Consider the following 21,942-nt stretch of genomic DNA (forward strand, 5'->3'; position numbering starts at 1 on the left):
TGTGGGGCATCGGCGTGGCCGAGGCATGAGTTCCGCGTGGCCGGTTAGGGTCTGCTGCGTGAGCGGACAGGTGGACCAGATCGAAGCGTCACGTGACGTTTCCGCGCGCCGGCGGCGGCCCGGCGCCGTCCTGCACTGCGGCTGGTGCGGCCGGCCGATCGAGCAGGGGAGCACCGGCCGCCGCCGCCGGTACTGCGGCCAGTCCTGCCGCCAGCGCGCCTACGAACGCCGGGTCGCCGTCCAGCGCAGCGGCCTGCCCGAGGACGCCGTGGTGCTGTCCGACACCGAGCTGACCGCGCTGCAGGACCGCCTCTTCCAGCTGCGCTGCGCCGCCGAAGACGTCGTCACGGCCGCCGACGACGGCGCCGACCCCGGTGAGTTGCGCCGCATGGCCCTCGAACTCGCCGAAACGGCCCGCGACCTCGAACGGCTGCGCTGACCGGACCGGCAGGCGCCACGGCGTCCCGGGTTCGGCGAATCGGGCTCCGCGGCGCCGCCCGTTGTGGCACGATTTCGCAGTGACCAGGAGTTCCACCGAGGCTCAGCGCCTGCGCGACCTCGTGATGCTGCGCCGCGTCAAGGACCGGATCGACCGCGAGTACGCGCAGCCGCTCGACGTCGAGGCGCTCGCCCGCGGCGTGAACGTCTCCGCCGGGCACCTCAGCCGCGAGTTCAAGCGCGCCTACGGCGAATCGCCCTACTCCTACCTCATGACCCGCCGCATCGAACGCGCGATGGCGCTGCTGCGCCGCGGCGACATGAGCGTCACCGAGGTCTGCTTCGCCGTCGGCAGCTCGTCCCTGGGGACCTTCAGCACCCGCTTCACCGAGCTGGTCGGCATGCCGCCCAGCGCCTACCGCGCCGAGGCCGCGGAGGCGACCGTGGGCATGCCGCCGTGCGTCGCGAAACAGGTCACCAGACCGATCAGGAATCGAGAAGCGCCGCCCGCGGCCCGCAAATAGCCTGACGGCCATGGACATCAGCATTCACGCCACCTACCTCCCGCACAACGACCGGGACGCCGCCATCGCCTTCTACCGCGACGTCCTCGGCTTCGAGGTCCGCAACGACGTCGGCTACAACGGCATGCACTGGATCACCGTCGGCCCGCCCGGGCAGGACGTCTCCATCGTGCTGTACCCGCCGGAGGCGACCCCCGGCATCACCGACAGCGAGCGCGCCGCCATCACCGAGATGATGGCCAAGGGCACCTTCGCCAGCATCAACCTGGCCACCAAGGACCTCGACGGCGTCTTCGAGCGCCTGCAGGCCCGCGACGCCGAGGTCGTCCAGGAACCGGTCGACCAGCCCTACGGCGTGCGCGACTGCGCCTTCCGCGACCCGGCGGGCAACATGGTCCGCCTCCAGCAGCTCGCCTGACACCCCTCCGTGGTGGCGGCCGCCCGGCCGCCACCACCCACCGCAGACCACGGGAGACCCGATGACCAAGGCCACCAGGAAGAACACGCAGGGGCCTGCCACCCACGCCGCCGACAGCCACGACCGCATCCGGGTCCACGGCGCGCGGGAGAACAACCTCAAGGACGTCAGCGTCGAGCTGCCCAAGCGCAGGCTGACCGTGTTCACCGGCGTGTCCGGCTCGGGCAAGAGCTCCCTGGTGTTCGGCACGATCGCCGCGGAGTCGCAGCGGCTCATCAACGAGACCTACAGCGCCTTCGTGCAGGGCTTCATGCCGACGCTGTCCAGACCCGAGGTCGACGTCCTCGACGGCCTCACCACCGCGATCATCGTCGACCAGGAGCGGATGGGCGCCAACCCGCGCTCCACCGTGGGCACCGCCACCGACGCGAACGCGATGCTGCGCATCCTGTTCAGCCGCCTCGGCAAGCCGCACATCGGCTCACCCCAGGCGTTCTCCTTCAACGTCGCCTCCATCAGCGGCGCGGGCGCGGTCACCGTGGAACGCGGCGGGCGCACGGTCAAGGAACGCCGCAGCTTCAACATCACCGGCGGCATGTGCCTGCGCTGCGAAGGCATGGGCCGGGTCTCCGAGATCGACCTGACCCAGCTCTACGACGAGAACAAGTCGCTCAACGAGGGCGCGGTCACCATCCCTGGCTACAGCATGGACGGCTGGTACGGCCGCATCTTCCGCGGCTGCGGGTTCTTCGACCCGGACAAGCCGATCAAGAAGTTCACCAAGAAGCAGCTCGACGACCTGCTCTACAAGGAACCGACCAAGATCAAGGTCGACGGCATCAACCTGACCTACTCGGGCCTGGTCCCGACCATCCAGAAGTCGATGCTCTCCAAGGACAAGGAGGCGATGCAGCCGCACATCCGCGCCTTCGTGGAACGCGCGGTCACCTTCGCCACCTGCCCCGACTGCGAGGGCACCCGCCTGTCCGCCGAGGCCCGGTCGTCGAAGATCGCGGGCAAGAGCATCGCCGACGTGTGCGCCATGCAGATCAGCGACCTCGCCGAGTGGGTCAAGGGCCTCGACGAGCCGTCGGTGGCGCCGCTGCTGGAATCCCTGCGCCACACGCTGGACTCGTTCGTCGAGATCGGACTCGGCTACCTCAGCCTCGACCGCCCCGCGGGCACGCTCTCCGGCGGCGAGGCGCAGCGCACCAAGATGATCCGCCACCTCGGCTCCTCGCTCACCGACGTCACCTACGTCTTCGACGAGCCCACGATCGGGCTGCACCCGCACGACATCCAGCGCATGAACAACCTGCTGCTGCAGCTGCGCGACAAGGGCAACACCGTGCTGGTCGTCGAGCACAAGCCCGAGGCCATCGCCATCGCCGACCACGTCGTCGACCTCGGCCCGCGCGCCGGCACCGAGGGCGGGGAAGTGGTGTACGAGGGCACCGTCGAGGGGCTGCGGGCCAGCGGCACGCTCACCGGACGGCACCTGGACGACCGGGCGACGCTGAAGCCGTCGGTGCGCGAGCCCTCCGGGACGCTGGAGGTCCGCGGCGCGAACACGCACAACCTGCGCGACGTCGACGTGGACATCCCGCTCGGCGTGCTGGTCGTCGTCACCGGCGTCGCCGGCTCGGGCAAGAGCTCGCTCATCCACGGCTCGGTGTCCGGCCGCGACGGAGTCGTCACCGTCGACCAGGGCGCCATCAAGGGATCGCGGCGCAGCAACCCCGCCACCTACACCGGGCTGCTCGAACCCATCCGCAAGGCCTTCGCCAAGGCCAACGGCGTCAAGCCCGCCCTGTTCAGCGCGAACTCCGAGGGCGCCTGCCCGACCTGCAACGGCGCCGGCGTGATCTACACCGACCTCGCGATGATGGCCGGCGTGGCCACCACCTGCGAGGAGTGCGAGGGCAAGCGGTTCCAGGCCGAGGTGCTGGAGTACAAGCTCGGCGGGCGCGACATCAGCGAGGTGCTCGCGATGCCGGTGGCCGAGGCGCTGGAGTTCTTCGGCGACGGCGAGGCGAAGGTGCCCGCCGCCCACAAGATCCTCACCCACCTGGCCGACGTCGGCCTCGGGTACCTGACGCTGGGGCAGCCGCTGACCACGCTGTCCGGCGGCGAGCGCCAGCGGCTCAAGCTGGCCACGCACATGGGGGAGAAGGGCGGCGTGCTGGTCCTCGACGAGCCGACCACCGGCCTGCACCTGGCCGACGTCGAGCAGCTGCTGGCCCTGCTGGACCGGCTCGTCGACTCCGGCAAGTCGGTCATCGTGATTGAGCACCACCAGGCGGTGATGGCCCACGCGGACTGGATCATCGACCTGGGGCCCGGCGCGGGTCACGACGGCGGGCAGATCGTGTTCGAGGGCACCCCGGCCGAGCTGGTCGCGAAGAAGTCCACCCTCACCGGCGAGCACCTCGCCGAGTACGTGGCCTGATCGCCTCCCCGGGCATCCGGTTTCGCACCGGATGCCCGGGCGGTCACGCGAGCGCGGCCCGGCAGGCGCGGCCGATGGACGGCGCCGGGAAGTCCCTTCCGGGGCCACCCTCGATCGCACCGGGCGACTCGATGCTCCAGACCCCGAGGTGTCCCGGTTCCGCCGCGCTCACACCTGGTTCGCGCCGCCGTCGACGAACATCTCGATGCCCGTGACGAAGCTGCTCTGGCCGGAGGCGAGGAACACCCCGACGTCGGCGACCTCCTCGGGCCGCCCCATCCGTCCCAGCGGGACGGTGCCGGCGAGCGTCCGCTTCAGCTCCACCGCTTCCTCGTCGCCCGCCGCCAGCCCGGTGATGCCCGGGGTGTCGATCGGGCCAGGGCTGATCGTGTTCACCCGGATCCCGCGGCCCTTGAGCTCGTTGGCCCAGGTCCGCGCGAACGAGCGGATCGCGGCCTTGGAGGCGCCGTAGACCCCGAACGCCTCGGTGCCCACGGTCGCGGCCGTCGACCCGGTGAGGATGACCGACGCGCCGTCGTTCAGCAGGGGGAGTGCCTTTTGGACGGTGAAGAGCGTGCCACGCACGTTGGTGCCGAAGGTTTCGTCGAAGTGCTGCTCGGTCACCTGGTCCAGGGTCGCGAACGAGCCGCCGCCCGCGTTGGCCCACAGCACGTCGATGCGCAGGCCCTGCTCGCCGATCGTGGCGTAGAGCCGGTCGAGGTCGGCGAGGTCGGAGCTGTCCACGCGCACGGCGGTGACCTCGCCGTCGATCGTGGCAGCCGCCTCCTTGAGCGCGTCTTCGCGGCGGCCGGTGATGAACAGCCGGGCGCCTTCGGCGGCGAAGCGCCGCGCCGCGGCGAGGCCGATGCCGCTGGTGGCGCCGGTGATGACCGCGGTTTTACCGGTGAGAACCGTCATTTCCTCATTCCTGTCCGAAGGGGGCGGGCAGCGCGCCGTCGCGGCGACCGGTACGGGAAAATCGCCTGGCAACGCCGCCGTTCGCCCACGATCGACAGGTTACGAGACATGTCACCTAAACGCAACGAGCCCGACTGGCTCACCCCGGAGCAGCAGCGCGCCTGGCTCGCCTACATCCGCGTCCAGCTGCGGCTTCGCTACGAGATGAACCGCCAGTTGCAGGCCGACAGTGACATCTCTCTCGCCGACTACGACGTGCTGACCGCGCTGAGCGTCGCACCCGAAGGCCGCCTGCAGATGACGGCGCTGGCGAACCACATCGGCTGGGAACGCACCCGCACCTCCCACCACGCCCGCCGCATGGAGGGCCGCGGGCTGCTCCGGCTGCGACAGTCCACCGTGGACCGCCGCGCGATCGAGGTGAGCCTGAGCGACGAGGGACGCGCCCTGCTCGCGGACGCCGCGCCCGGCCACGTGCAGCTGGTGAAGGACCTGTTCTTCGCCGGACTGTCCGAGGACCTGCTGCCGTCGCTGACCGAAGCGATGGAGGGCGTGTACGCGACGCTGCTGGCGCGCGGCACCCTGCCACCGCCGCCGCTGTGATCGTGGAAAAGGACTGGACCGGGTGGGGCGCGGACCAGTAACTTGTCGTCGACGCCGACCGAGGAGGTGAGACCCGTGACTGCAGTACTGCGGTGGGTGCTTCCCTTCCTACGCGATTGACGTAGGTGTCGCCGGGAGCGCCTCTTCGAGAACTCCCGAAAGGCAACACCTGTGAATCCTCCGCCCTTCGACGTGATCATCGCCGGGTGCGGGCCGGCCGGCGCGATGCTGGCCGCCGAACTGCGGCTGCACGACGTGCGAGTGCTCGTCCTGGAACAGGAAACCGAGCCTGCCTCGTTCGTCCGGATCGTCGGTCTGCACATCCGCAGCATCGAGCTGATGGCCATGCGCGGACTGCTGGAGCGCGTCCTCGCCCACGGCCGGCGGCGCCCGGCCGGTGGCTTCTTCGCCGCCATCCCCAAACCCCCGCCCGCTCTGGATTCCGCGCACGCGTACCTGCTGGGCATTCCGCAGCCGGTCATCGTCCGGCTGCTCGAAGAACACGCACTCGGATTGGGCGCGCAGGTGCGGCACGGTTGCACGGTGACCGGTTTCGAACAGGATGACGACGGTGTCACCGTCGAATTGGCCGACGGGGAGAGGTTGCGGTCTCGCTTTCTCGTCGGTTGTGACGGCGCGCGCAGCACGGTGCGCAAAGTGCTGGGCGTCGGTTTCCCCGGCGAGCCGTCGCGCACCGAGACACTGATGGGGGAGATGGAGGTGGATGCGCCGCCGGAGGAGCTCGCCGCCGCGCCGGACGGGATCCGGCTGCGGCCGTTCGGCGGCGGGATCTACAGCGTCATCGTTCCCGCCGGGGAAGTCGGCGACCGCGCGCGACCACCGACTCTCGACGATTTCAAACAACAGCTGCGGGCGATTGCCGGAACCGATTTCGGTGTGCATTCTCCGCGCTGGTTGTCCCGTTTCGGCGACGCCACGCGGCTGGCCGAGCGGTATCGCGACGGGCGGGTGCTGCTCGCCGGCGATGCGGCGCACATCCACCCGCCCATCGGGGGACAGGGCCTCAACCTGGGTGTGCAGGACGCGGTCAACCTCGGCTGGAAGCTGGCCGCGCAGGTGCACGGCTGGGCCCCGGCGACGCTGCTGGACACCTACGAGGCCGAACGCCGTCCGGTTGCCGCGGAGGTGCTGGACAACACGCGCGCCCAGACGGAGATGATGTCGGCGGAGCCGGGCGCGCGAGCGGTGCGCAGGCTGGTGGCCGAGCTGATGGACTTCGACGAGGTGAACCGCCACCTGATCGAGAAGATCACCGGAATCGGCATCCGGTACGACTTCGGGCTGGGCCCCGACCTGGTCGGCCGCCGACTGCGGGACATCGACCTGGCGCAGGGCAGCCTGTACGGGCGGCTGCGTCGCGGCCGCGGCCTGGTGCTGGACCGCACCGGACGCCTGAGCACTGGCGCGTGGTCGGACCGGGTCGACCTGCTGACCGACCCGACGGCCGCCCTGGGAGCCCCAGGTGTCCTGCTACGGCCCGACGGCCACGTCGCCTGGGCCGGCGACGACCAGCAGGGCTTGGACGAGCAGCTGACCCGCTGGTTCGGCGAGGCTGGACGCCGAGCGGCCCGTCCACTCAGGAGCGTTGCCCTGGCATGAGCAGGCGCGCGTAGATCAGCCCGAGAAGGCCGAGTCCGCTCAAGGGGGCGCCCAGTGGATCACCTTCGGGCTCGGCGGGCAGGCAGTCCTCGAGCACGTAGCGCTTCAGGTCCGCCGAGGGGTCGCACGCCGAGCCGCCCGGCGTGACGAACCCGGGTTGCGCCATGAGCCCCGAGAACACGAGGAACGTCCCGACGGCGATCGCGGCAACGCTGAGAACCGCGACGGTCGTGCGTGGTGTCATGGCCGCTCCTGAGCTGGGAATTCGATCTTGTGTCGCTCCCGCCGGACACTTCGTTACGCGCGCCGATAATGCACATTATGTCAAGTAATCGGCGAGAGGGGGCGCTCCACGCAAGGAACAGGGGTAGGTAGCCGGGACGCGCCGGCTGCCCCTGCCCCGGTGTGTCAGCTGTGCGAGCGGATCGCGCTCACCCATGGGCCGATGTTGCTGCAGGACGCGTCCAGCCTCGGGTGCGGCTTCGGCGGTTCCGGTGGCCACGACCGGAACCACGACGACGAGTGCCGCGCCGACGTTGGTAATGATCCGACAGCGAAGCGTCCCGGAAGCGGGACGAGATCACCGGGAAACCCGCTGGTATCACCGGTACGGCGCAACCCGCCACTCCCCTGCGCTGGGCCCTGCGCTCACCGGAGAACGTCCGCGAAACAGGGCGCCGCCGGACCGGGACGTCGAACCACCGCCCGGCCGGCGCCGGTTCACCGCGGCCGCAGCGCGTCCACGACCAGGTCGAACAGCCGAGCCACCTGCCCCTTCGGGCTGTCGGACGTCGTGGCAAGCAGTGTTCCGAGGAGCAGCGTGGTGACGTCCCCGGCGTCGACGTCGTCGCGGAACTCCCCGGTGCGCGTCCCCGCGTCCAGGATCGCGCCGATCGCTCCGGTGATGCGCTCCCGCGTGGCCGGCGTCGCGATCGCTCCCGAGGCCCATCCGGCGCGCAGCGTGTCGAGCATCCCGCGCTTGGTCGCGACGAACGCCGCGTAGCGCTCCATCCACGCCCGCAGCGCCGCTTCCGGTGGCCGCTCGCGCAACAGTTGCTCGGCGCTGGCCGTCACGTCGTCGAGCTCGGCGGCGTAAACGGCTTCGACCAGCGCCTCACGCGTCGGGAAATGGCGGTAGAGCGTGCCGATCCCGACACCTGCCTCGCGGGCGATCGCCTCCAGCGACACGGCGCCCTCGGCGGCCGCGAACACCTCGCGCGCCACGGCGAGGAGCTTCTCACGGTTGCGCCGGGCATCGGCGCGACCCGGGCGGGGAGAACTCAAAACGGAGGCACCTCCGGTTGTGCTACGGTGAATCTAACGGAGGCTCCTCCGTTTCTTCCATCATCGCACGAGGACAGGATTTCCATGACTTCCACTCGTCCCGGCGGCACCGGCCCGCTCGCCGGCCGCATCGTTTCCCGTGTCGGATTCGGCGCCATGCAGCTCGAACGCCTGCACGATGACCGCGATGCCGCCCTCGCCCTCCTGCGCCGCGCGGTCGAACTCGGCATCGATCACGTCGACACCGCCCAGTTCTACGGCAACGGCTTCGTCAATGAGGTCATCCGCGAGGCGCTGCGGCCCGAGGACGGCGTCCTGGTCGCCAGCAAGGTCGGCGCCGACCCCAACCCCGGCGGCGCCATCCCGCTGCGGTCCGCGCAACGCCCCGAGCAGCTGCGGGCGAGCGTCGAGGACAACCTGGTCAGCCTGGGCCTCGACCGGATCCCGCTGGTCAACCTGCGCCGCCTCGACACCGGCCCCGGGCTGCGGCCCGAAGGCGACCAGGTGGTCGATCTCGACGACCAGCTCGCGGTGATGATCGCGATGCGCGACGAGGGCAAGATCGGCGCGATCGGGCTCAGCGCCGTCACGCTCGACGGTCTGCGTCACGCGCTCCCGGCCGGCATCGCGTGCGTGCAGAACTCCTACAGCCTCGTCGCGCGCGACAACGAGGACATGCTGCGGCTCTGCGTGGCCGAGGGCATCGCCTGGGTGCCGTTCTTCCCGCTCGGCGGCGCCTTCCCCGGCATGCCGAAGGTGACCGAGGAGCCCGCCGTGCTCGACGCGGCCAAGGCACTGGACGTCACCCCCGCCCAGGTCGGTCTGGCCTGGCTGCTCCACCACGCCCCGAACACGCACCTCATCCCCGGCACCGCGAGCGTGAACCACCTGGAGGCCAACGTCGCGGCGGGCTCGCTCGTGCTCGACGAGGCCACCCTCGCCATGCTGGACTCGGTCCCCGCGCGAGTTCAAGAAATCCCGCTCGGGTAGATGTCGAGACGCGGCGCTGGAGTCGATGGGCCTGGGCCCGGCCCACGCCCGCGACCGCAACCTCGAGAGCGTCGCCGGTGTTCGTGCTCAACGGCTGGGTCCACCTGCTCACCAGAGCGAGATCCGGCTGTTCCTGGTGCTGACCGGGCTCCAGATTCTTGGCCTCATTGGACACGCCCCTGCTCCCCGGCGCCGAGCTGACCACATCAAGGATTGGAAAGAGCACGGCAACGGCGGCTGAAGCGTCAAGTAGTGGCGTTCACCGGCGCGCGGCCAGCACTGCCCCGAGTCCTTCGCGCAGGTCTTGGACGAAGTAGCCGGGAACCTCCAGCGACGGGAAATGTCCCCCGCGTTCCGGCGCACGCCACCGGACGATCTGCCGGTACCGCGCCTGCGCCCAGGGTCGCGGGCACTTCTCGATGTCCCGCGGGTACATCGTGATCGCCGACGGGACGTCCACCCGCAGTTCCGGGTCCAGCGAGTTGTGGCTTTCGTAGTAGATGCGGGCCGCCGACGCGCCCGTCCGCGTCAGCCAGTACAGGGTCACGTCGTCCAGGATCCGGTCCCGCGAGATCGTCTCGAACGGGCTGTCCTCGGTGTCCGACCACTCGGCGAACTTGTCGAGGATCCAGGCGAGCAGCCCGGCCGGCGAGTCGACGAGCGAGTAGCCGATGGTCTGCGGCCGGGTCGCCTGCTGCTTCGCGTACGCCGCGCGCGTGCCCCAGAAATCGCGGGTTTCCTCGGCCCATCGGCGCTCGACCACCGTCAGCCCGTCCATGCTCATCCCGGGCGGTCCCTCCGCGAACGTGCTGTGGATGCCGAGCACGTGCTCCGGGAACCGGCCGCCGAGGACCGTGGTGATGTTGCCGCCCCAGTCGCCGCCGTGGGTGAGGAACTCGCGGTAGCCGAGCCTGCCCATCAGCTCTACCCACGCGGCCGCGATCTTCTCGGTCCCCCACCCCGTGGTGGCCGGCTTGTCGCTGTAGCCGAAGCCCGGCAACGACGGGACCACGACGTGGAACGCCGGCGCGCTCATGTCCTCCGGATCAGCCAGTTCGTCCACCACGTCGACGAACTCGGCGACGCTGCCCGGCCAGCCGTGCGTCAGGACCAGCGGCGTGGCATCGGCGCGCGCGGACCGGCGGTGCAGGAAGTGGATTCCCAGGTCGTCGATGGTCGTGCGGAACTGGCCGATCTCGTCGAGGCGCTTCTCGAACGCCCGCCAGTCGTAGCCGGTGCGCCAGTAGTCCACGAGCTCGGCGAGGTCGGCGAGCGGAACGCCCTGTCCCCATCGCTGTCGGGTCGTCTCGGGCTCGGGTAGCCGCGCCGCGGCCAATCGGGCGCGCAGATCGTCGAGTTCGGCGTCGGGGGTGTGGGTTTCGAAAGCTTGCACGTCGCTGAACATGGCACCTCCTGCCATCGCGGAACCGGCTAAGACGGTTCTAACATCCCGTCCCGGCGACGCGCAACCGGCTATGGTGGTTCCATGCGTGCTGGCTTCCCCGAATTCCGCCTCGGTAGCGTGCTCGCGACCAGCTTCACCGGGACGCTGTCGGAGCGTTTCGGTGATCCGGTGGAGCGCATCCCGACGCCGCAGCGGCTCGTCGACTGGCTGGCGGTGTACGACCTCGCCGTGGAGTCCTGCACCCCCGCTCAACTCGAACTCGCCAAGGAACTGCGGGAATCCATCCACGCCGCCGCGACGGCCGCCGCGAAACAGCAACCTCTCCCCCAGCCCGCGGTCCAGGTCATCAACGACCGCAGCACGCAGGGCCGGGCCACGGCCGTCCTGACGCCCGAGGGCACGCGTCGATGGCTGCTCAGCTCGCCGGACTGCGTGGAAGACGCCCTGGGCGTGATCGCGGCCGACGCGATCAGCATCATCGCGGGCGAACGAGACGGACGACTGGCGCTGTGCGCCTCACCCACCTGCCAAGCCGCCTTCTTCGACACCAGCCGGAGCCGCACCCGCCGGTGGTGCGACATGAACACGTGCGGCAACCGCGAGAAGAAGGCGCGGTTCTACGCCAACCAGCGCAACAACGCCGACTCAGGGACCGGGAGCTGACCGTGTCGCCGGACGGTGTGCCGGACTGGTTGCCGGAGTGGTGTCTGGACCACCTCGGGAACCGGCCCGCCGCCGTGCTGTTCCGGCGCCGCTCGATGTCGGCGGTGTTCGGTCTCCGGTTGGCCGACGGCACGACCGCGGTGATCAAGGCCCGCCCCGGCGACGGTCGAGCGGTGTCGTGTGTGGCCGCACAGGCGCGGCTGGCCGAGAACGGGTTTCCCTGCGCCCGCCCGCTGACTCCGGTCGTCGGCGTCGGTCCGCTGGCCGTGCACGCCGAGGAATTCCGCCCCGGCGGCGAGGTCTTGTCAGGCGACTCACCTGAAGTTGCTGGTCGCTACGCCGAGGTCTTCGCCCGGTTGATGACCGGACTGGCGGACCTCGACGTCGCGCCCCCGCTGCCGAACCCGCGCTGGGTGCGGTGGGACCACATCGGCTCTGGGCTGTGGCCGTCGATCGAGTCACTCGATGAGAAGGACCAGAGTCTCGTGCCCGCCCACGTCCTGGAGACGGCCGGCCGAGCTCGTCGGCGTCTGCTGGCCGCCGGCCTGCCCTGCGTGCTGGGCCACGCCGACTTCGAGGCGCACAACCTCCGGTGGCACGACCACGAAGTGCGCACGGTGCACGACTGGGACAGCCTGGCCTGGCAACCCGAAGCCGCCCTGGTGGGAGCCGCGAGTGCGGTGTTCCCGAAGGTGGGACCGGCCACGCTGCCGCCGATCGACAGCACCGAGGCGTTCCTGGCCGCCTACCAGGATGCGCGGGGCCGCTCGTTCACCGCGGACGAGCAGCAGGTCGCCTGGGCGGCAGGCCTGTGGCCGGCTGCCCATGACATCCGGTGGGAATCACTCCACGGCCACACCGCGGTCTCCGGGAAGGCGTTCTGGGCACAAGCCGCCGAACGCCTCCGCCGGGCCACCGCCTGACAACAACTGGTCGATACGCCTGCGATATGCGGGGACTTCTACGGTTGAGGACATGCGTGGGGCTGTGAGGTGGCCGGGACTGTGAACAAGCGGACAGGGCTGAGCGCCCGCGCCAAGCTGACCCTCAGCTACGCCGGGTTCCTCATGATCGCGGGTGTCCTGCTCCTCACGGCCGTCTGGGTGTTCTTGCCGATGGGGTCCGCCAGCATCGAGTTTCCCGCACCGGCCGACTTCGCGAGGGTCTTCAACCCGGGCAACCGGGGGCCGGTGGTGTTCCTCCCGGCCGCGATCCTGGTGCTGGGCTTCATGCTGGTGTTCGGCCTGGTGGGCGGCTGGGTTCTCGCGGGCCGCATGCTGGCGCCCCTGGACCGCATCACGGAGGCGACGCGCACCGCCGCGAAGGGGTCGCTCTCCCACCGCATCGAGTTGCAGGGCCGCACCGACGAGTTCGGCGAACTCGCCGACGCCTTCGACAGCATGCTGGCCCGGCTCGAGGCGCACGTCGCCGAGCAGCGGCGGTTCGCGGCCAACGCCTCGCACGAACTGCGCACCCCGCTCGCGATCACGCAGACGCTGCTCGACCTCGCCCGCAACGATCCGGACCGTGCGAGCAGCGAGCTCGACGAACGCCTCCGCGTCGTCAACGCCCGGGCGATCGAGCTCACCGAAGCGCTGCTGCTGCTCAGCCGCGCCGACCAGCGGTCCTTCACCCGCGAAGACGTCGACCTGTCCCTGGTCGCGGAAGAAGCGACCGAGATGCTCCTCCCGCTCGCCGAGAAGCACGCCGTCACCATCGAAACCGGCGGCGAAGTCACCCACACGATCGGCTCCCCCGCGCTCCTGCTGCAGCTGACCACCAACCTCATGCACAACGCGATCGTCCACAACTCGCCCGAGGGCGGCACCGTCGCGGTCCACACGACGTCCGCCCCGGGCTCGGTGGTGCTGACCGTCGAGAACACCGGCGACAAGCTCGACCCGCAGTTGGTCGCGACGCTCACCGAGCCGTTCCAGCGCGGCACCCAGCGCACCCGGACCGACCACGCGGGGGTCGGCCTCGGCCTGACGATCGTCCGGAGCATCGCGCAGGCCCACGATGGCACGCTCTCGCTCAGCCCCCGCGCCGGCGGCGGACTCCGCGCCACCGTGCGGCTCCCGGGAGTCACCGCTAGCCCACGGCTGAGGCGAGAGCCCGCCGCTCGGCGACCACGGTGAGCACGTGGCGGGCGAGGACGACATCGGCCGCCGGAGCGCCGACCCTGAACGCGCGAGCCGTCATGTCCGCGAGCCGCCCGGGATCGGTGAGGACCGGGATCAGGGTGGTTTCGATCCAGGCCGGGTCGAGTTCCGCGTCGTCGACGATCAGGGCCGCACCGGCCGCGGCCAGCGGTTCGGCGTTGCACCGCTGCTCGCCGCCGCGCAACGGCAGCGGGACGTACGCGGCAGGCAGTCCGACGGCGGCCAGTTCCGCGCAGGTCATCGCCCCGGAGCGGCAGAGCGCGAAATCGGCCGCGGCGTAGGCGTACTGCATGTCGTCGACGTAGGGGACGACGACGTGCGGCGGGTCGCCGCCGGGCACCTCGACTCGGTGCCGCGGTCCGGAGATGTGCAGCACCTGCACGCCGCTCCCCCGCAACGCCACGCTCGCGCCGGACACCGCGGCGTTGATCGTCGCCGCGCCCTGCGAACCACCGGTGACGAGCAGCACGGGCCCGTCGGGCCGCAACCGGAACCGCCGCCGCGCGGCATCGCGCAGCGCGGCCCGGTCGAGTCCGCTGATCGCAGGCCGCAGTGGAATCCCGATCGGGGTGGCGTGCGGCAGCCGGACGCCCGGCGCGGCGGTGAACACGTGCTCCGTCATCCGGGCCGCCAGCCGGTTCGCCACGCCCGGTCTGGCGTTCGCCTCGTGCACGACGATCGGCAGGCCTCGCTGCCGGGCGGCGAGATAGGCGGGCATGGCGACGTAGCCGCCGAAGCCCACGACGACCTCCGCGCGCGTGCGGTCGAGAACCGCGCCGGCCGCTCGCACCGATTCCCCCAGGGAGCCGGGCATCCGCAGCAGGGACCGGTCCAGCCGGCGTGGCAGTGGCGACGGCGGGATGAGTTCCAGCGGGTAGCCGCGCTCGGGAATCAGCACCGTGTCCAGACCGCGGACGGTCCCGAGCGCGGTGATCTCGGCCGTGGGTGCCAGCCGGCGCAGCGCGTCGGCGAGGTTCATCGCGGGCTCGATGTGCCCGGCGGAATGGCCGCCGGCGACGACCACGCGCGGCGCCGCTGCGCCCGCCGTCACGACGGCCTCGTGAGCAGGATCCCGCGGTCGGCGTGGAACCGCTGGAACACCCGCATGGGCAGGGTCGCCGAGTCCGAGTTGTGCGTGTAGCCCGAGGGGTTGTGGAATCGCACGACCCCGCCGTGGACCGCGTGCACGAGGACGAGGTGGCCGCCCCGGACCGGCTCGGGGGTGGCCGGGTCGCGGATCTCGGGCGACACGGAGGCGATCAGGACCTGCCCGGGCCGGACCTCCCGGCTGGACACGTCGATCGGGGTGCGCTCGACGAGCCGGCAGTCGAACCCGAACCGCGCGCTGACCCAGGCCATGAACGGCCGGTAGATCAGTCCCTGGACCGCGCCCGAGGGCTCGACCACGTAGCAGCCCCAGTCGAGTGCTTGCGTGAGGAGCTCGCCCATGGAGAGCCGGACGTCGGTCCAGCCGTGCAGCAGCGACTGCAGGCACGCCAGGCCGCAGACCTTGCGGGACCAGAACAGGTACTCCTCGCGTGAGCGGTAGCCGTGGGCCGCCCAGTCGTCCCGCTCGGTGTGCGGCAGGAAGACCTCCAGGCCCGCCGGGTCGGTCCGGCGCATCACGACGTCGTCGTTGCGCTCCAGACGTCCCCACTGAGAGACGCACGGGAGAACCACGTCAGGTGATGGGGAAATCGAAGTAGACATCGGGATAGGGTTCGTTCCTCAGCGTGTAGTGCCACCACTCGCGGTCGTACCGGTCGAACCCGCAGTCCTCCATGATCGAGCGGAGGTGCTCGCGGTTCTGGAGCTCGGCCGGCGCGATCTCCGTGGCGTGGTGGCGTGAGACCGGGTCCATGAGGTCGTGCCGGCCACCCATCGCCGCGAGCTCACCGGTGGCGAGGTGGTAGAGCGTCAGGTCGACGGTGCTGCCCCGGGTGTGGCCCGACTTGGCGGCCACGTACCCCTTCTCGACCATGTCGGCCCGGTCGATGTTCGGGTAGTGCCGTGGTTTGGTCCGGCCGTCCTCGGGTTGCCCGGACCAGCGGAGGAAGCAATCGACGGCGCGCTGCGGGCGGTACCCGTCCCAGAGCAGCAGTCCGGAGCCGAGGGATGCGGCCTTGTCGCGTGCTTGTTCGAGGGCCGCGCACAATGCGCGGGTGCCGACGATGCGGTTCGCGAGGTAGCCGTCGACCGGTTTGCCGGTGAAGTTGTCCCAGGTGGCGTACTTGGCGTCCCAGCGGATGCCGGGCACGAACTCGTCGACGTAGGCGAAGTCGTCGTTCATCGCCTCATCCGCAGGGTGGCCGAGACGAGCCGGTCGATCACCTCGGAGAGCGGGAGTCCCGCGGCGTTCATCATCCGCGGGTAGCGGCTGTAGGAGGTCATGCCGGGCATGGTGTTGACCTCGTTGAGGACCACCTGGCCGTCGGCGGTGAGGAACACGTCCACGCGGGCCAGCCCGGTGCAGCCCAGGGCGCGGTAGATGGTCTTGGCGGTCTCCTGGACGAGGGTGCGCGATGCGTCGGGGATGTCGGCGGGGACGATGAAGGTCGCGTTCTCGGACCCGGTCTCGGGCGAGTCCTCCTGGTGGATCCGGAAGAACCCGTGCGTGAGGTCGACGCGGTCCACCTCGCCCACGACCAGTCCGGACTGTTCCTCCAGGACCGCGCAGCCGATCTCCTCGCCGTCGACGGCCGCCTCGATGAGGATCTTCGAGTCGTACTGCCGCGCGTCCTCCAGCGCGGCCGGCAGCTCGTCCGCCCCGGTGACCTTGCTGACGCCGAACGAGGAGCCCGACCGGGCCGGCTTCACGAAGACCGGATACGAAAGGCTGTCGGGATCGACCTTGTCGTCCTCGGTGACGATCCAGAACCTCGGCGTGGCGATGCCCGCGTTCGCGGCGACGGTGTAGGCCAGGGACTTGTCCATGCACACGGCCGAGCCCTGGATGCCGCAGCCGACGTAGGGGATGCCGGCGAGTTCCAGCAGCCCTTGGATGGCGCCGTCCTCGCCGAGCTTGCCGTGCAGCACGGGGAAGACCACGTCGAGGCGCACGGTCTCGTAGCTTCCCTGCTCCATCACCAGAAGGCCGTGCACGCCGCGGTCCGGCGACAGCGCGGCCGGGCGGGCGTTGCCGGTCTCCCAGCCCTCGCCGGGACCGTCGCAGAGCTTCCACTCGCCTCCGGTCGTGATGCCGATCCAGATCGGTTCGTACTTGCCGGGGTCGAGGTGCTTGGCGACCTCGCGCGCGGACTTGACGGAAACGGGGTGTTCTTCGCCGGCGCCGCCGAAGATGATCCCGACTGTCAACCTGGTCATGCTGTGGTCCCGCTTTCGAAGTTCAGGCAGTTGAGGAGGGTGTTTTCGACGATGTCGTGCAGGGCCCGCTCGGTGTAGTAGGCGGAGTGCGGGCTGATCAGCACGTTCGGCATCCGCTGGAGGCGCACCAGGGCCTCGTTCCCGATGTGCTTGCCGCGGCAGTCGGCGTAGAAGATCCCTTCCTCGCCTTCGATGACGTCCAGCGCCGCTCCGCCCAGCTCGCCGTTCTCCAGTGCCGACACCAGGGCCTCGGTGTCGAGTAGCGGTCCGCGGCCGGTGTTGACGACGTACGCGCCGGGCTTCATCCGCTCGATGCGCCTGCGGTCGAGGAGGTGGTGCGTCTCCGCGGTGAGCGGGGTGTGCAGCGTGACGATGTCGCTGCGCTCGACCAGTTCGTCGAGCGGAATGTAGGTCACGGCGGCGCGGGGGTGCGTGTCGTGGGCGAGCACGCGGCAGCCGAAGCCCCGCAGCCGGTCGAGGACCGCGATGCCGATGCGCCCGGTGCCGATCACGCCGACGGTCAGGTCGCGCAGTTCCTTGCCGCGCGTTTCGCTGAGCCGGTAGTCGAAGGAGTCGGTGCGGCGGATGGTGGATTTGGCGTGGCGCACCGCCATCAGCATCAACATCAGGGTGTAGTCGGCGACGCTGTCCGGCGAGTAGGCGACGTTGCCGACCGAAATGCCGAGGCGTTCGGCGAACTGCAGGTCGATGTGGTCGAAGCCGATGCTCCGGGTGCAGATGTACTCCACGCCGGCGCGGCTGAGTGCCAGCAGGGTGGCGTTGGTGATCCGGGTCTTGTGGCTGACGCTGACGCACCGGTTGCCGCGCGCCAGTTCGGCGTTGTCCACGCAGGCGGCCGCCTCGACGGGGGTCACGGACACCCCGAGGCGGGTTCCCAGGTCCCGGAACGCGGCGGTTTCGTCCCGGCTGCAGCCGAAAGCCGCCAGCCCGGCCCGGTGGGATGGCCGAGGCTCCGTTCCCGCGCGAATACGCGTCTCGCTGCGTCTCAAACCCAATTCGCTGGAAGCCATGCGGCGAGTCAAGACGACGCGGTGTTGCCGGTGCGTATTCGGTTTTCGATATGCGGACGATATGCGGCGGCGAGCGAGCGCGCCGCCGCATCACCGTCGGCTGCCTGACTTCCCGGTCAGCTCTGCAGCAGGTTCTCCCACAGGCCCATGACGTTGCCCTCGGTGTCGGTGAAGTACGCGTAGAACCCCATGCCGGGGATCTCGGTGCGTCCGACCACCTTGGCGCCGCCGAGCTGCTCGACCTTCTGCAGCGTCTCGTCGATGCTCGCCACGTCGACGGTGATCACCGGGCTCTTCGGCGCGGACTCCTCGCGGGCGAACATGCCGCCGTTGATGAAGCCGGGCTCGTTCGGCATGCCCTGCTCGGAGGTGGGGCCGGTGGCCACGCTGGTGTAGTTCATCTCGGGCATCTCGGTGACGTTCCAGCCGAACGCCTCGCGGTAGAAGCCGCGGGCTCGTTCGCCGTCGTCGAAGGGGATCTCGAAGTGGACGATCCTGCCGCTCATCGCCGCCTCCTGCCTTGGCTCGAAACCGGGCCATCGACGCTAGGCCCGGCCACCCGCGCGCCGACAGAGGATTTGGTCCCACCCGTCACCCGGTCAGGTCGTTCTGCCGGCACGGACGGGTGTCGCGGGCGCTGTCGATCTTCCGGCGGCCGAGCATGGGAACCGGAGCGACGACGCGAAAGGACCGTGCGATGGCGATCAAGCTGCAGAGCCGCTGGCGGCGTCTCCTCGACCAGCACCCGGTCTGGCAGGACGAGGACGACCTGGACAACCTCGCCTTCGACCCGCCGCGCGAGTCCCTCAAGGACCACAGCGACTGCCCGATCGCCCCTGCCTGCGACGGCTGCGGCGCGACCGCGGGCCTGCGGGTGGCGACGTCGATGTTCAGCCGCCCCGGCGGCGGGTACGACGTGGCCTGCGCGACGGTGTGCGAGCAGTGCGCGGGGCGGCCGTTCCTGTTCCTGCTGACCGAGCGGCAGCTGCGCTGCGCCTTCGACGCGCACAGCACGCACCTCCCCCGCGCCTAACCGACCGGCACCTCGTCCACCGGCAGCGGATACGGCGAGATCACCGGCAGGTACGGCTCGACGTCCCAGCCGAGCGCGCGGATGCGGGCCACGCTGCGGCGGCCGCTGATCACCGCGAACAGCTCGGTCCGCGGCGCGGTCAGGGTCGCCGCCGGCTCGCCCTGTCCCAGCACCCACTCCTCGTCGCCGTCGGTGAGGCGCAGCGCCGGCGATCCCCGCCGCACGAGGCGGGTGTGCAGCCAGTTCCGGAAGACCGCGAACCCGAGCCGGGTGACCGGCGCGGCCGGGTCGCTCGCCGCGCCGAGGGCCTCGCGCAGGTCCTCCAGGTGCACGGCGAGGTCGGCGATCGGCGAGGTCAGCATCCACGGTGGACCGTCCGGCGATTCGCCGCGGCGCAGTGCCGCGACCAGGCGCGCGCCGTGGTCGTCGAACTCGCGCAGCAGCGTCGCGGGGTCGAGGTGGGCGCGGCGGGCCACCTGGTCGGCTGTCCAGCGGTCGCGCGCGGCGGCCAGCGCGGGGTCGGTCCAGGCGTCGGCGGCTTCGGGGAAGTACGTGCCCCGCAGGGTTTCCTCCGCCACACCGGTGAGGTGGGCGAGCAGGTCGCGCACCGTCCACTCCGGACACGCGGGCACCGGCGCGGCCAAGGCCGCGGGCCGGTCCTCGACCAGCGAGCGCACCCGGCGGAGCCCGTCCTCGTAGGCCCACGCGGCCTTCCACCGCGCGATCCGGGCCGGGGTGTGCACCGCGGACGGCCGGACCCGCTTGGTGAAGGTGTCCAGGAACCCTTGCGCCGCCACGGGATCGGCGGCGAGCCCGGCGTAGTGCGCGCTCGCGCCGGGCGAGGAGAACCGGGCCAGCCGGAAGGACCACTCGTAGTGCTCGGCGGCGCGCTCGTCGCGCCACGCCCCGTACCCGGACAGATCGGACCCGTCGGCCAGGGCGGCGGCGAGGTACCAGGCCTGGTGCACGGCGTCGCCGATGCCCTGCGCGGTGGACGGGTGCTTGAAGTGCCCGGCGTCGCCCAGCAGCGCCCAGCCGGGGCCCGCGGCCTGGCGGTAGTGCCCGCGCATCATCGTCTCCGGCACCACGACCAGCGGTGACACGCGTTCGGCGCGGTCGAGCAGGCGCGGGTTGAGCACGGCCGGGAACTGCCGCAGCCCGTCCCGGTAGCGGGCCTCGCGGACGTCGGCGGAACCGCGGGTCGTCTCGGGCGGCCCGGCGAGCGAGAGGAGGTGGATGCCGTCCTCGTTCGGCACGGACATCAGCGCCGCGTGGTCGTGCAGGTCGATGTGGCACCACTCCGACGGCGGCAGGCCGCGCCAGTAGGCCATGAGGAACGCCATGTCGCCGCGCAGTTCGCGGGTCGCGGGCAGGCCGAGGCGCCGGGCCACGGTGGACACGCGCCCGTCGGCGCCGAACACCCACGTCGCCTCGATGTGCTCGCCGGTGCCGAGCACCACGCCGCGCACGGGGTCCTCGCCGGTGCCGGCGCCGATCAGGCCGGTGATGGTGGTGCCGTACCGGATTTCGGCTCCGGCGTCGCGGGCGGTGTCGGCGATCGCGGCGTCCAGGGTGATGCGCCGGATGGACGCGCCGCGCTCGAAGCGGCCGACCGGGGTGAAGTCGCCGGCCACCTCGTGGCCGAGGACGCGCCAGCTGAAGTGCACGAACGGGATGTCGTGCGCGGCCAGCAGCCGGGGCAGGACGCCGAGGGCCTGCAGCCGGTCGAGCGTGTCGGGGAACATCATGTGGGTGGAGACGGTGTCGCTGGGGAACCGGTCCCGTTCGACCACCAGCACTCGCCTGCCCTGGCGCGCCAGCAGTGCGGCGAGGGTCGATCCGGCGCAGCGGGCGCCGACCACGATGGCGTCGTACATCACGCACCTGCCTTCACCAGTCGCGGAACCCGTCGTCGCGCGACGGTCGCGGTCGAGGCCAGGGTCAGCGCGGCGAGCACGACCCCGAGCCCGGTCCAGCCGGCGACGGCGAGCCCGGCGCCGGCCAGCACCGATCCGGCCAGGTACCCCAGTTGCACCGAGGTCGCGCGCAGGCTCATCGACTGCAACGGGCCGACACCGTCGAGGTCCAGCCCGACGGCGCTGCCCGCGATCACCCGGGCGCCGGACAACAGCGCGACCAGCGCGAACGCGGCGACGGAGAACGCGAAGGACGGCCGGAGCGCGCCGAACACCAGTGTCATGACCGCCAACGCGGGCCCGACGGCGAGCAGCAGCGGCCGGGCGGCGCGGTCGACCCAGCGGCGGGCCAGCATGGTGCCCACCACGAAGCCCGCGGCTCCCCCGCCCAGCGCGAGACCGGCCGCGGCGACCGACACGCCGTGGGCGCCGGTCAGGAGACTGCCGCAGTAGACGAGCACCCCGGCCCAGCCGCCGTAGGCCAGCAGTTCGCCGAGTGCCCACCGGGCGGCGCCGGGGCGGCGGACGAGCGCGTGCGCCGGGTGCGGTTCGGGTTCGGGGGCGCCGGTCTCGCGGCGGATGGTGCCGGCCAGGGCGAACAGGCTCGCGGTCAGCGGCACCAGCCAGGCCAGCCGCCAGTTCTGCTGGCCGAGGATCCCGATGACCGGCATGCCGGCGATCCACGCGCTCGGCTGGCCGACCAGCGCCCAGGACAGGACCTGCGCGCGGCGGCCCGGTGGCGCCCAGCGTGCGGCCGCGGCCATGCCGCCGGCCAGGACGATGGCGACGCCGGCGCCGAGGGCGACCTGCGCGGCGGCCAGCACGAGGTAGGTCGGGGCGACGGCGCTGGCGAGGGCGGAGCCGGCGAGCAGCGTCAGGCCGGCGATGAGGAGCTCCCGCAGCCGCCGTCGCCGGCGGGTGGTGACGAGCGCGATCGCGACGGCCGCGGCGGCGGCTCCGGACACGGCGCGCAGCAGGCCGGCCGCGGTGTCCGGGACGCCGAGGTCCTGGGCCACCGGAGTGAGGATCGGCGTGAGGGCCAGCAGGCTTGCCTGCACCGCGAACAGGCACGCGAAGAGGGTCGCGCTGGTGGCGACCGGTCCGGTTGGTGGTCGTGGCAGTCGCTTCATCGGAACTCACCTTCTGGTTCGAGCAGGTGAGGCT

Annotated in this window: 23 protein-coding genes; 11 read left to right on the forward strand and 12 right to left on the reverse strand. The window is 71.2% G+C overall.

Annotation, left to right across the window (positions count from 1 at the left end; translation table 11 throughout):
* Positions 1–58: 58 nt before the first annotated feature.
* The 4 genes from AMY39116_RS0311825 (at position 59) to AMY39116_RS0311840 (ending at position 3,829) form a co-directional block, all read left to right on the forward strand.
* A complete protein-coding gene (locus AMY39116_RS0311825) occupies positions 59–439 on the forward strand; it encodes a hypothetical protein (protein ID WP_039791434.1) in 381 nt (126 codons plus the stop codon).
* A gap of 124 nt (positions 440–563) precedes the next feature.
* Entirely contained in the window at positions 564–962 is a 399-nt protein-coding gene (locus AMY39116_RS0311830) for a helix-turn-helix transcriptional regulator (protein ID WP_157358531.1), read from the forward strand.
* Positions 963–972: 10 nt separating this feature from the next.
* Positions 973–1,380: a VOC family protein gene (locus AMY39116_RS0311835; RefSeq protein ID WP_017982415.1), complete on the forward strand. Its 408-nt coding sequence runs from the start codon at positions 973–975 to the stop codon at positions 1,378–1,380.
* Positions 1,381–1,441: 61 nt separating this feature from the next.
* Positions 1,442–3,829, forward strand: a complete 2,388-nt coding sequence (locus AMY39116_RS0311840) for an excinuclease ABC subunit UvrA (RefSeq protein ID WP_020417872.1) — start codon at positions 1,442–1,444, stop codon at positions 3,827–3,829.
* Between the two features lie 168 nt (positions 3,830–3,997).
* Here the strand turns inward: AMY39116_RS0311840 and AMY39116_RS0311845 are convergent, their stop codons facing one another.
* Positions 3,998–4,747: an SDR family oxidoreductase gene (locus AMY39116_RS0311845; protein WP_020417873.1), complete on the reverse strand. Its 750-nt coding sequence runs from the start codon at positions 4,745–4,747 to the stop codon at positions 3,998–4,000.
* Between the two features lie 108 nt (positions 4,748–4,855).
* On the opposite strand from AMY39116_RS0311845, the gene AMY39116_RS0311850 reads away from it, so the two are divergent.
* On the forward strand, positions 4,856–5,350 hold the full coding sequence (locus tag AMY39116_RS0311850; RefSeq protein ID WP_020417874.1) for a MarR family winged helix-turn-helix transcriptional regulator: 495 nt from the start codon (positions 4,856–4,858) through the stop codon (positions 5,348–5,350).
* 225 nt (positions 5,351–5,575) lie between these two features.
* A complete protein-coding gene (locus tag AMY39116_RS42695) occupies positions 5,576–6,970 on the forward strand; it encodes an FAD-dependent monooxygenase (RefSeq protein WP_157358532.1) in 1,395 nt (464 codons plus the stop codon).
* Here the strand turns inward: AMY39116_RS42695 and AMY39116_RS0311860 are convergent.
* Together AMY39116_RS0311860 and AMY39116_RS0311865 are read right to left on the reverse strand one after the other, a co-directional pair.
* Positions 6,948–7,214, reverse strand: coding sequence for a hypothetical protein (locus AMY39116_RS0311860; RefSeq protein ID WP_020417876.1), 267 nt, complete (start codon positions 7,212–7,214; stop codon positions 6,948–6,950). The two genes, AMY39116_RS42695 and AMY39116_RS0311860, sit on opposite strands and share 23 nt — an antisense overlap.
* A gap of 476 nt (positions 7,215–7,690) precedes the next feature.
* Positions 7,691–8,254 (reverse strand): TetR/AcrR family transcriptional regulator, encoded by a 564-nt coding sequence (locus tag AMY39116_RS0311865; RefSeq protein ID WP_027935502.1) that lies wholly within the window; start codon positions 8,252–8,254, stop codon positions 7,691–7,693.
* A gap of 84 nt (positions 8,255–8,338) precedes the next feature.
* On the opposite strand from AMY39116_RS0311865, the gene AMY39116_RS0311870 reads away from it, so the two are divergent.
* Positions 8,339–9,244 carry an aldo/keto reductase gene (locus AMY39116_RS0311870; RefSeq protein ID WP_020417877.1) on the forward strand — a complete coding sequence of 302 codons (906 nt, stop codon included), beginning with the start codon at positions 8,339–8,341 and terminating at the stop codon, positions 9,242–9,244.
* 259 nt (positions 9,245–9,503) lie between these two features.
* Here the strand turns inward: AMY39116_RS0311870 and AMY39116_RS0311875 are convergent, their stop codons facing one another.
* Positions 9,504–10,649, reverse strand: coding sequence for an epoxide hydrolase family protein (locus AMY39116_RS0311875; protein ID WP_020417878.1), 1,146 nt, complete (start codon positions 10,647–10,649; stop codon positions 9,504–9,506).
* An 81-nt stretch (positions 10,650–10,730) separates the two neighbouring features.
* On the opposite strand from AMY39116_RS0311875, the gene AMY39116_RS0311880 reads away from it, so the two are divergent.
* From AMY39116_RS0311880 to AMY39116_RS42700, 3 genes are all read left to right on the forward strand, one after another.
* Positions 10,731–11,312, forward strand: coding sequence for an ABATE domain-containing protein (locus AMY39116_RS0311880; protein ID WP_027935842.1), 582 nt, complete (start codon positions 10,731–10,733; stop codon positions 11,310–11,312).
* A gap of 2 nt (positions 11,313–11,314) precedes the next feature.
* Positions 11,315–12,235, forward strand: coding sequence for a phosphotransferase (locus AMY39116_RS0311885; RefSeq protein WP_020417880.1), 921 nt, complete (start codon positions 11,315–11,317; stop codon positions 12,233–12,235).
* An 81-nt stretch (positions 12,236–12,316) separates the two neighbouring features.
* Positions 12,317–13,450 (forward strand): HAMP domain-containing sensor histidine kinase, encoded by a 1,134-nt coding sequence (locus AMY39116_RS42700; RefSeq protein WP_020417881.1) that lies wholly within the window; start codon positions 12,317–12,319, stop codon positions 13,448–13,450.
* On the opposite strand, the gene AMY39116_RS0311895 is transcribed toward AMY39116_RS42700, so the two are convergent.
* The 6 genes from AMY39116_RS0311895 to AMY39116_RS0311920 all read right to left on the reverse strand — a co-directional run bounded on the left by AMY39116_RS0311895 (position 13,404) and on the right by AMY39116_RS0311920 (position 18,335).
* On the reverse strand, positions 13,404–14,525 hold the full coding sequence (locus AMY39116_RS0311895; RefSeq protein WP_020417882.1) for a glycosyltransferase: 1,122 nt from the start codon (positions 14,523–14,525) through the stop codon (positions 13,404–13,406). The two genes, AMY39116_RS42700 and AMY39116_RS0311895, sit on opposite strands and share 47 nt — an antisense overlap.
* Positions 14,522–15,100, reverse strand: coding sequence for a hypothetical protein (locus AMY39116_RS42705; RefSeq protein WP_157358523.1), 579 nt, complete (start codon positions 15,098–15,100; stop codon positions 14,522–14,524). Before AMY39116_RS42705 ends, AMY39116_RS0311895 begins: the two co-directional genes overlap by 4 nt.
* A gap of 55 nt (positions 15,101–15,155) precedes the next feature.
* On the reverse strand, positions 15,156–15,764 hold the full coding sequence (gene vanX, locus AMY39116_RS0311905) for a D-Ala-D-Ala dipeptidase VanX (protein ID WP_020417884.1): 609 nt from the start codon (positions 15,762–15,764) through the stop codon (positions 15,156–15,158).
* Positions 15,761–16,798: a D-alanine--(R)-lactate ligase gene (gene vanA, locus AMY39116_RS0311910; protein ID WP_020417885.1), complete on the reverse strand. Its 1,038-nt coding sequence runs from the start codon at positions 16,796–16,798 to the stop codon at positions 15,761–15,763. The genes vanX and vanA overlap by 4 nt, the downstream gene beginning before the upstream one ends.
* Positions 16,795–17,745 carry a D-isomer specific 2-hydroxyacid dehydrogenase family protein gene (locus AMY39116_RS0311915; RefSeq protein ID WP_162146039.1) on the reverse strand — a complete coding sequence of 317 codons (951 nt, stop codon included), beginning with the start codon at positions 17,743–17,745 and terminating at the stop codon, positions 16,795–16,797. The genes vanA and AMY39116_RS0311915 overlap by 4 nt, the downstream gene beginning before the upstream one ends.
* Before the next feature lie 200 nt (positions 17,746–17,945).
* Positions 17,946–18,335 carry a VOC family protein gene (locus tag AMY39116_RS0311920; RefSeq protein WP_020417887.1) on the reverse strand — a complete coding sequence of 130 codons (390 nt, stop codon included), beginning with the start codon at positions 18,333–18,335 and terminating at the stop codon, positions 17,946–17,948.
* Positions 18,336–18,526: 191 nt separating this feature from the next.
* Here AMY39116_RS0311920 and AMY39116_RS0311925 point away from each other — a divergent pair, with 191 nt between their 5' ends.
* The gene (locus AMY39116_RS0311925) at positions 18,527–18,862 is read left to right on the forward strand and encodes a hypothetical protein (RefSeq protein WP_020417888.1); all 336 of its coding nucleotides are present in this window, start codon (positions 18,527–18,529) and stop codon (positions 18,860–18,862) included.
* Here AMY39116_RS0311925 and AMY39116_RS0311930 read toward each other — a convergent pair.
* The gene (locus AMY39116_RS0311930; RefSeq protein ID WP_020417889.1) at positions 18,859–20,739 is read right to left on the reverse strand and encodes an FAD-dependent monooxygenase; all 1,881 of its coding nucleotides are present in this window, start codon (positions 20,737–20,739) and stop codon (positions 18,859–18,861) included. The genes AMY39116_RS0311925 and AMY39116_RS0311930 overlap by 4 nt on opposite strands.
* The gene (locus AMY39116_RS0311935; protein WP_020417890.1) at positions 20,739–21,908 is read right to left on the reverse strand and encodes an MFS transporter; all 1,170 of its coding nucleotides are present in this window, start codon (positions 21,906–21,908) and stop codon (positions 20,739–20,741) included. The genes AMY39116_RS0311930 and AMY39116_RS0311935 overlap by 1 nt, the downstream gene beginning before the upstream one ends.
* Positions 21,909–21,942: the final 34 nt, after the last annotated feature.

This window comes from Amycolatopsis sp. ATCC 39116 (genome assembly GCF_000231075.2).
GTDB classification, from domain to species: Bacteria; Actinomycetota; Actinomycetes; order Mycobacteriales; family Pseudonocardiaceae; genus Amycolatopsis_E; species Amycolatopsis_E tucumanensis.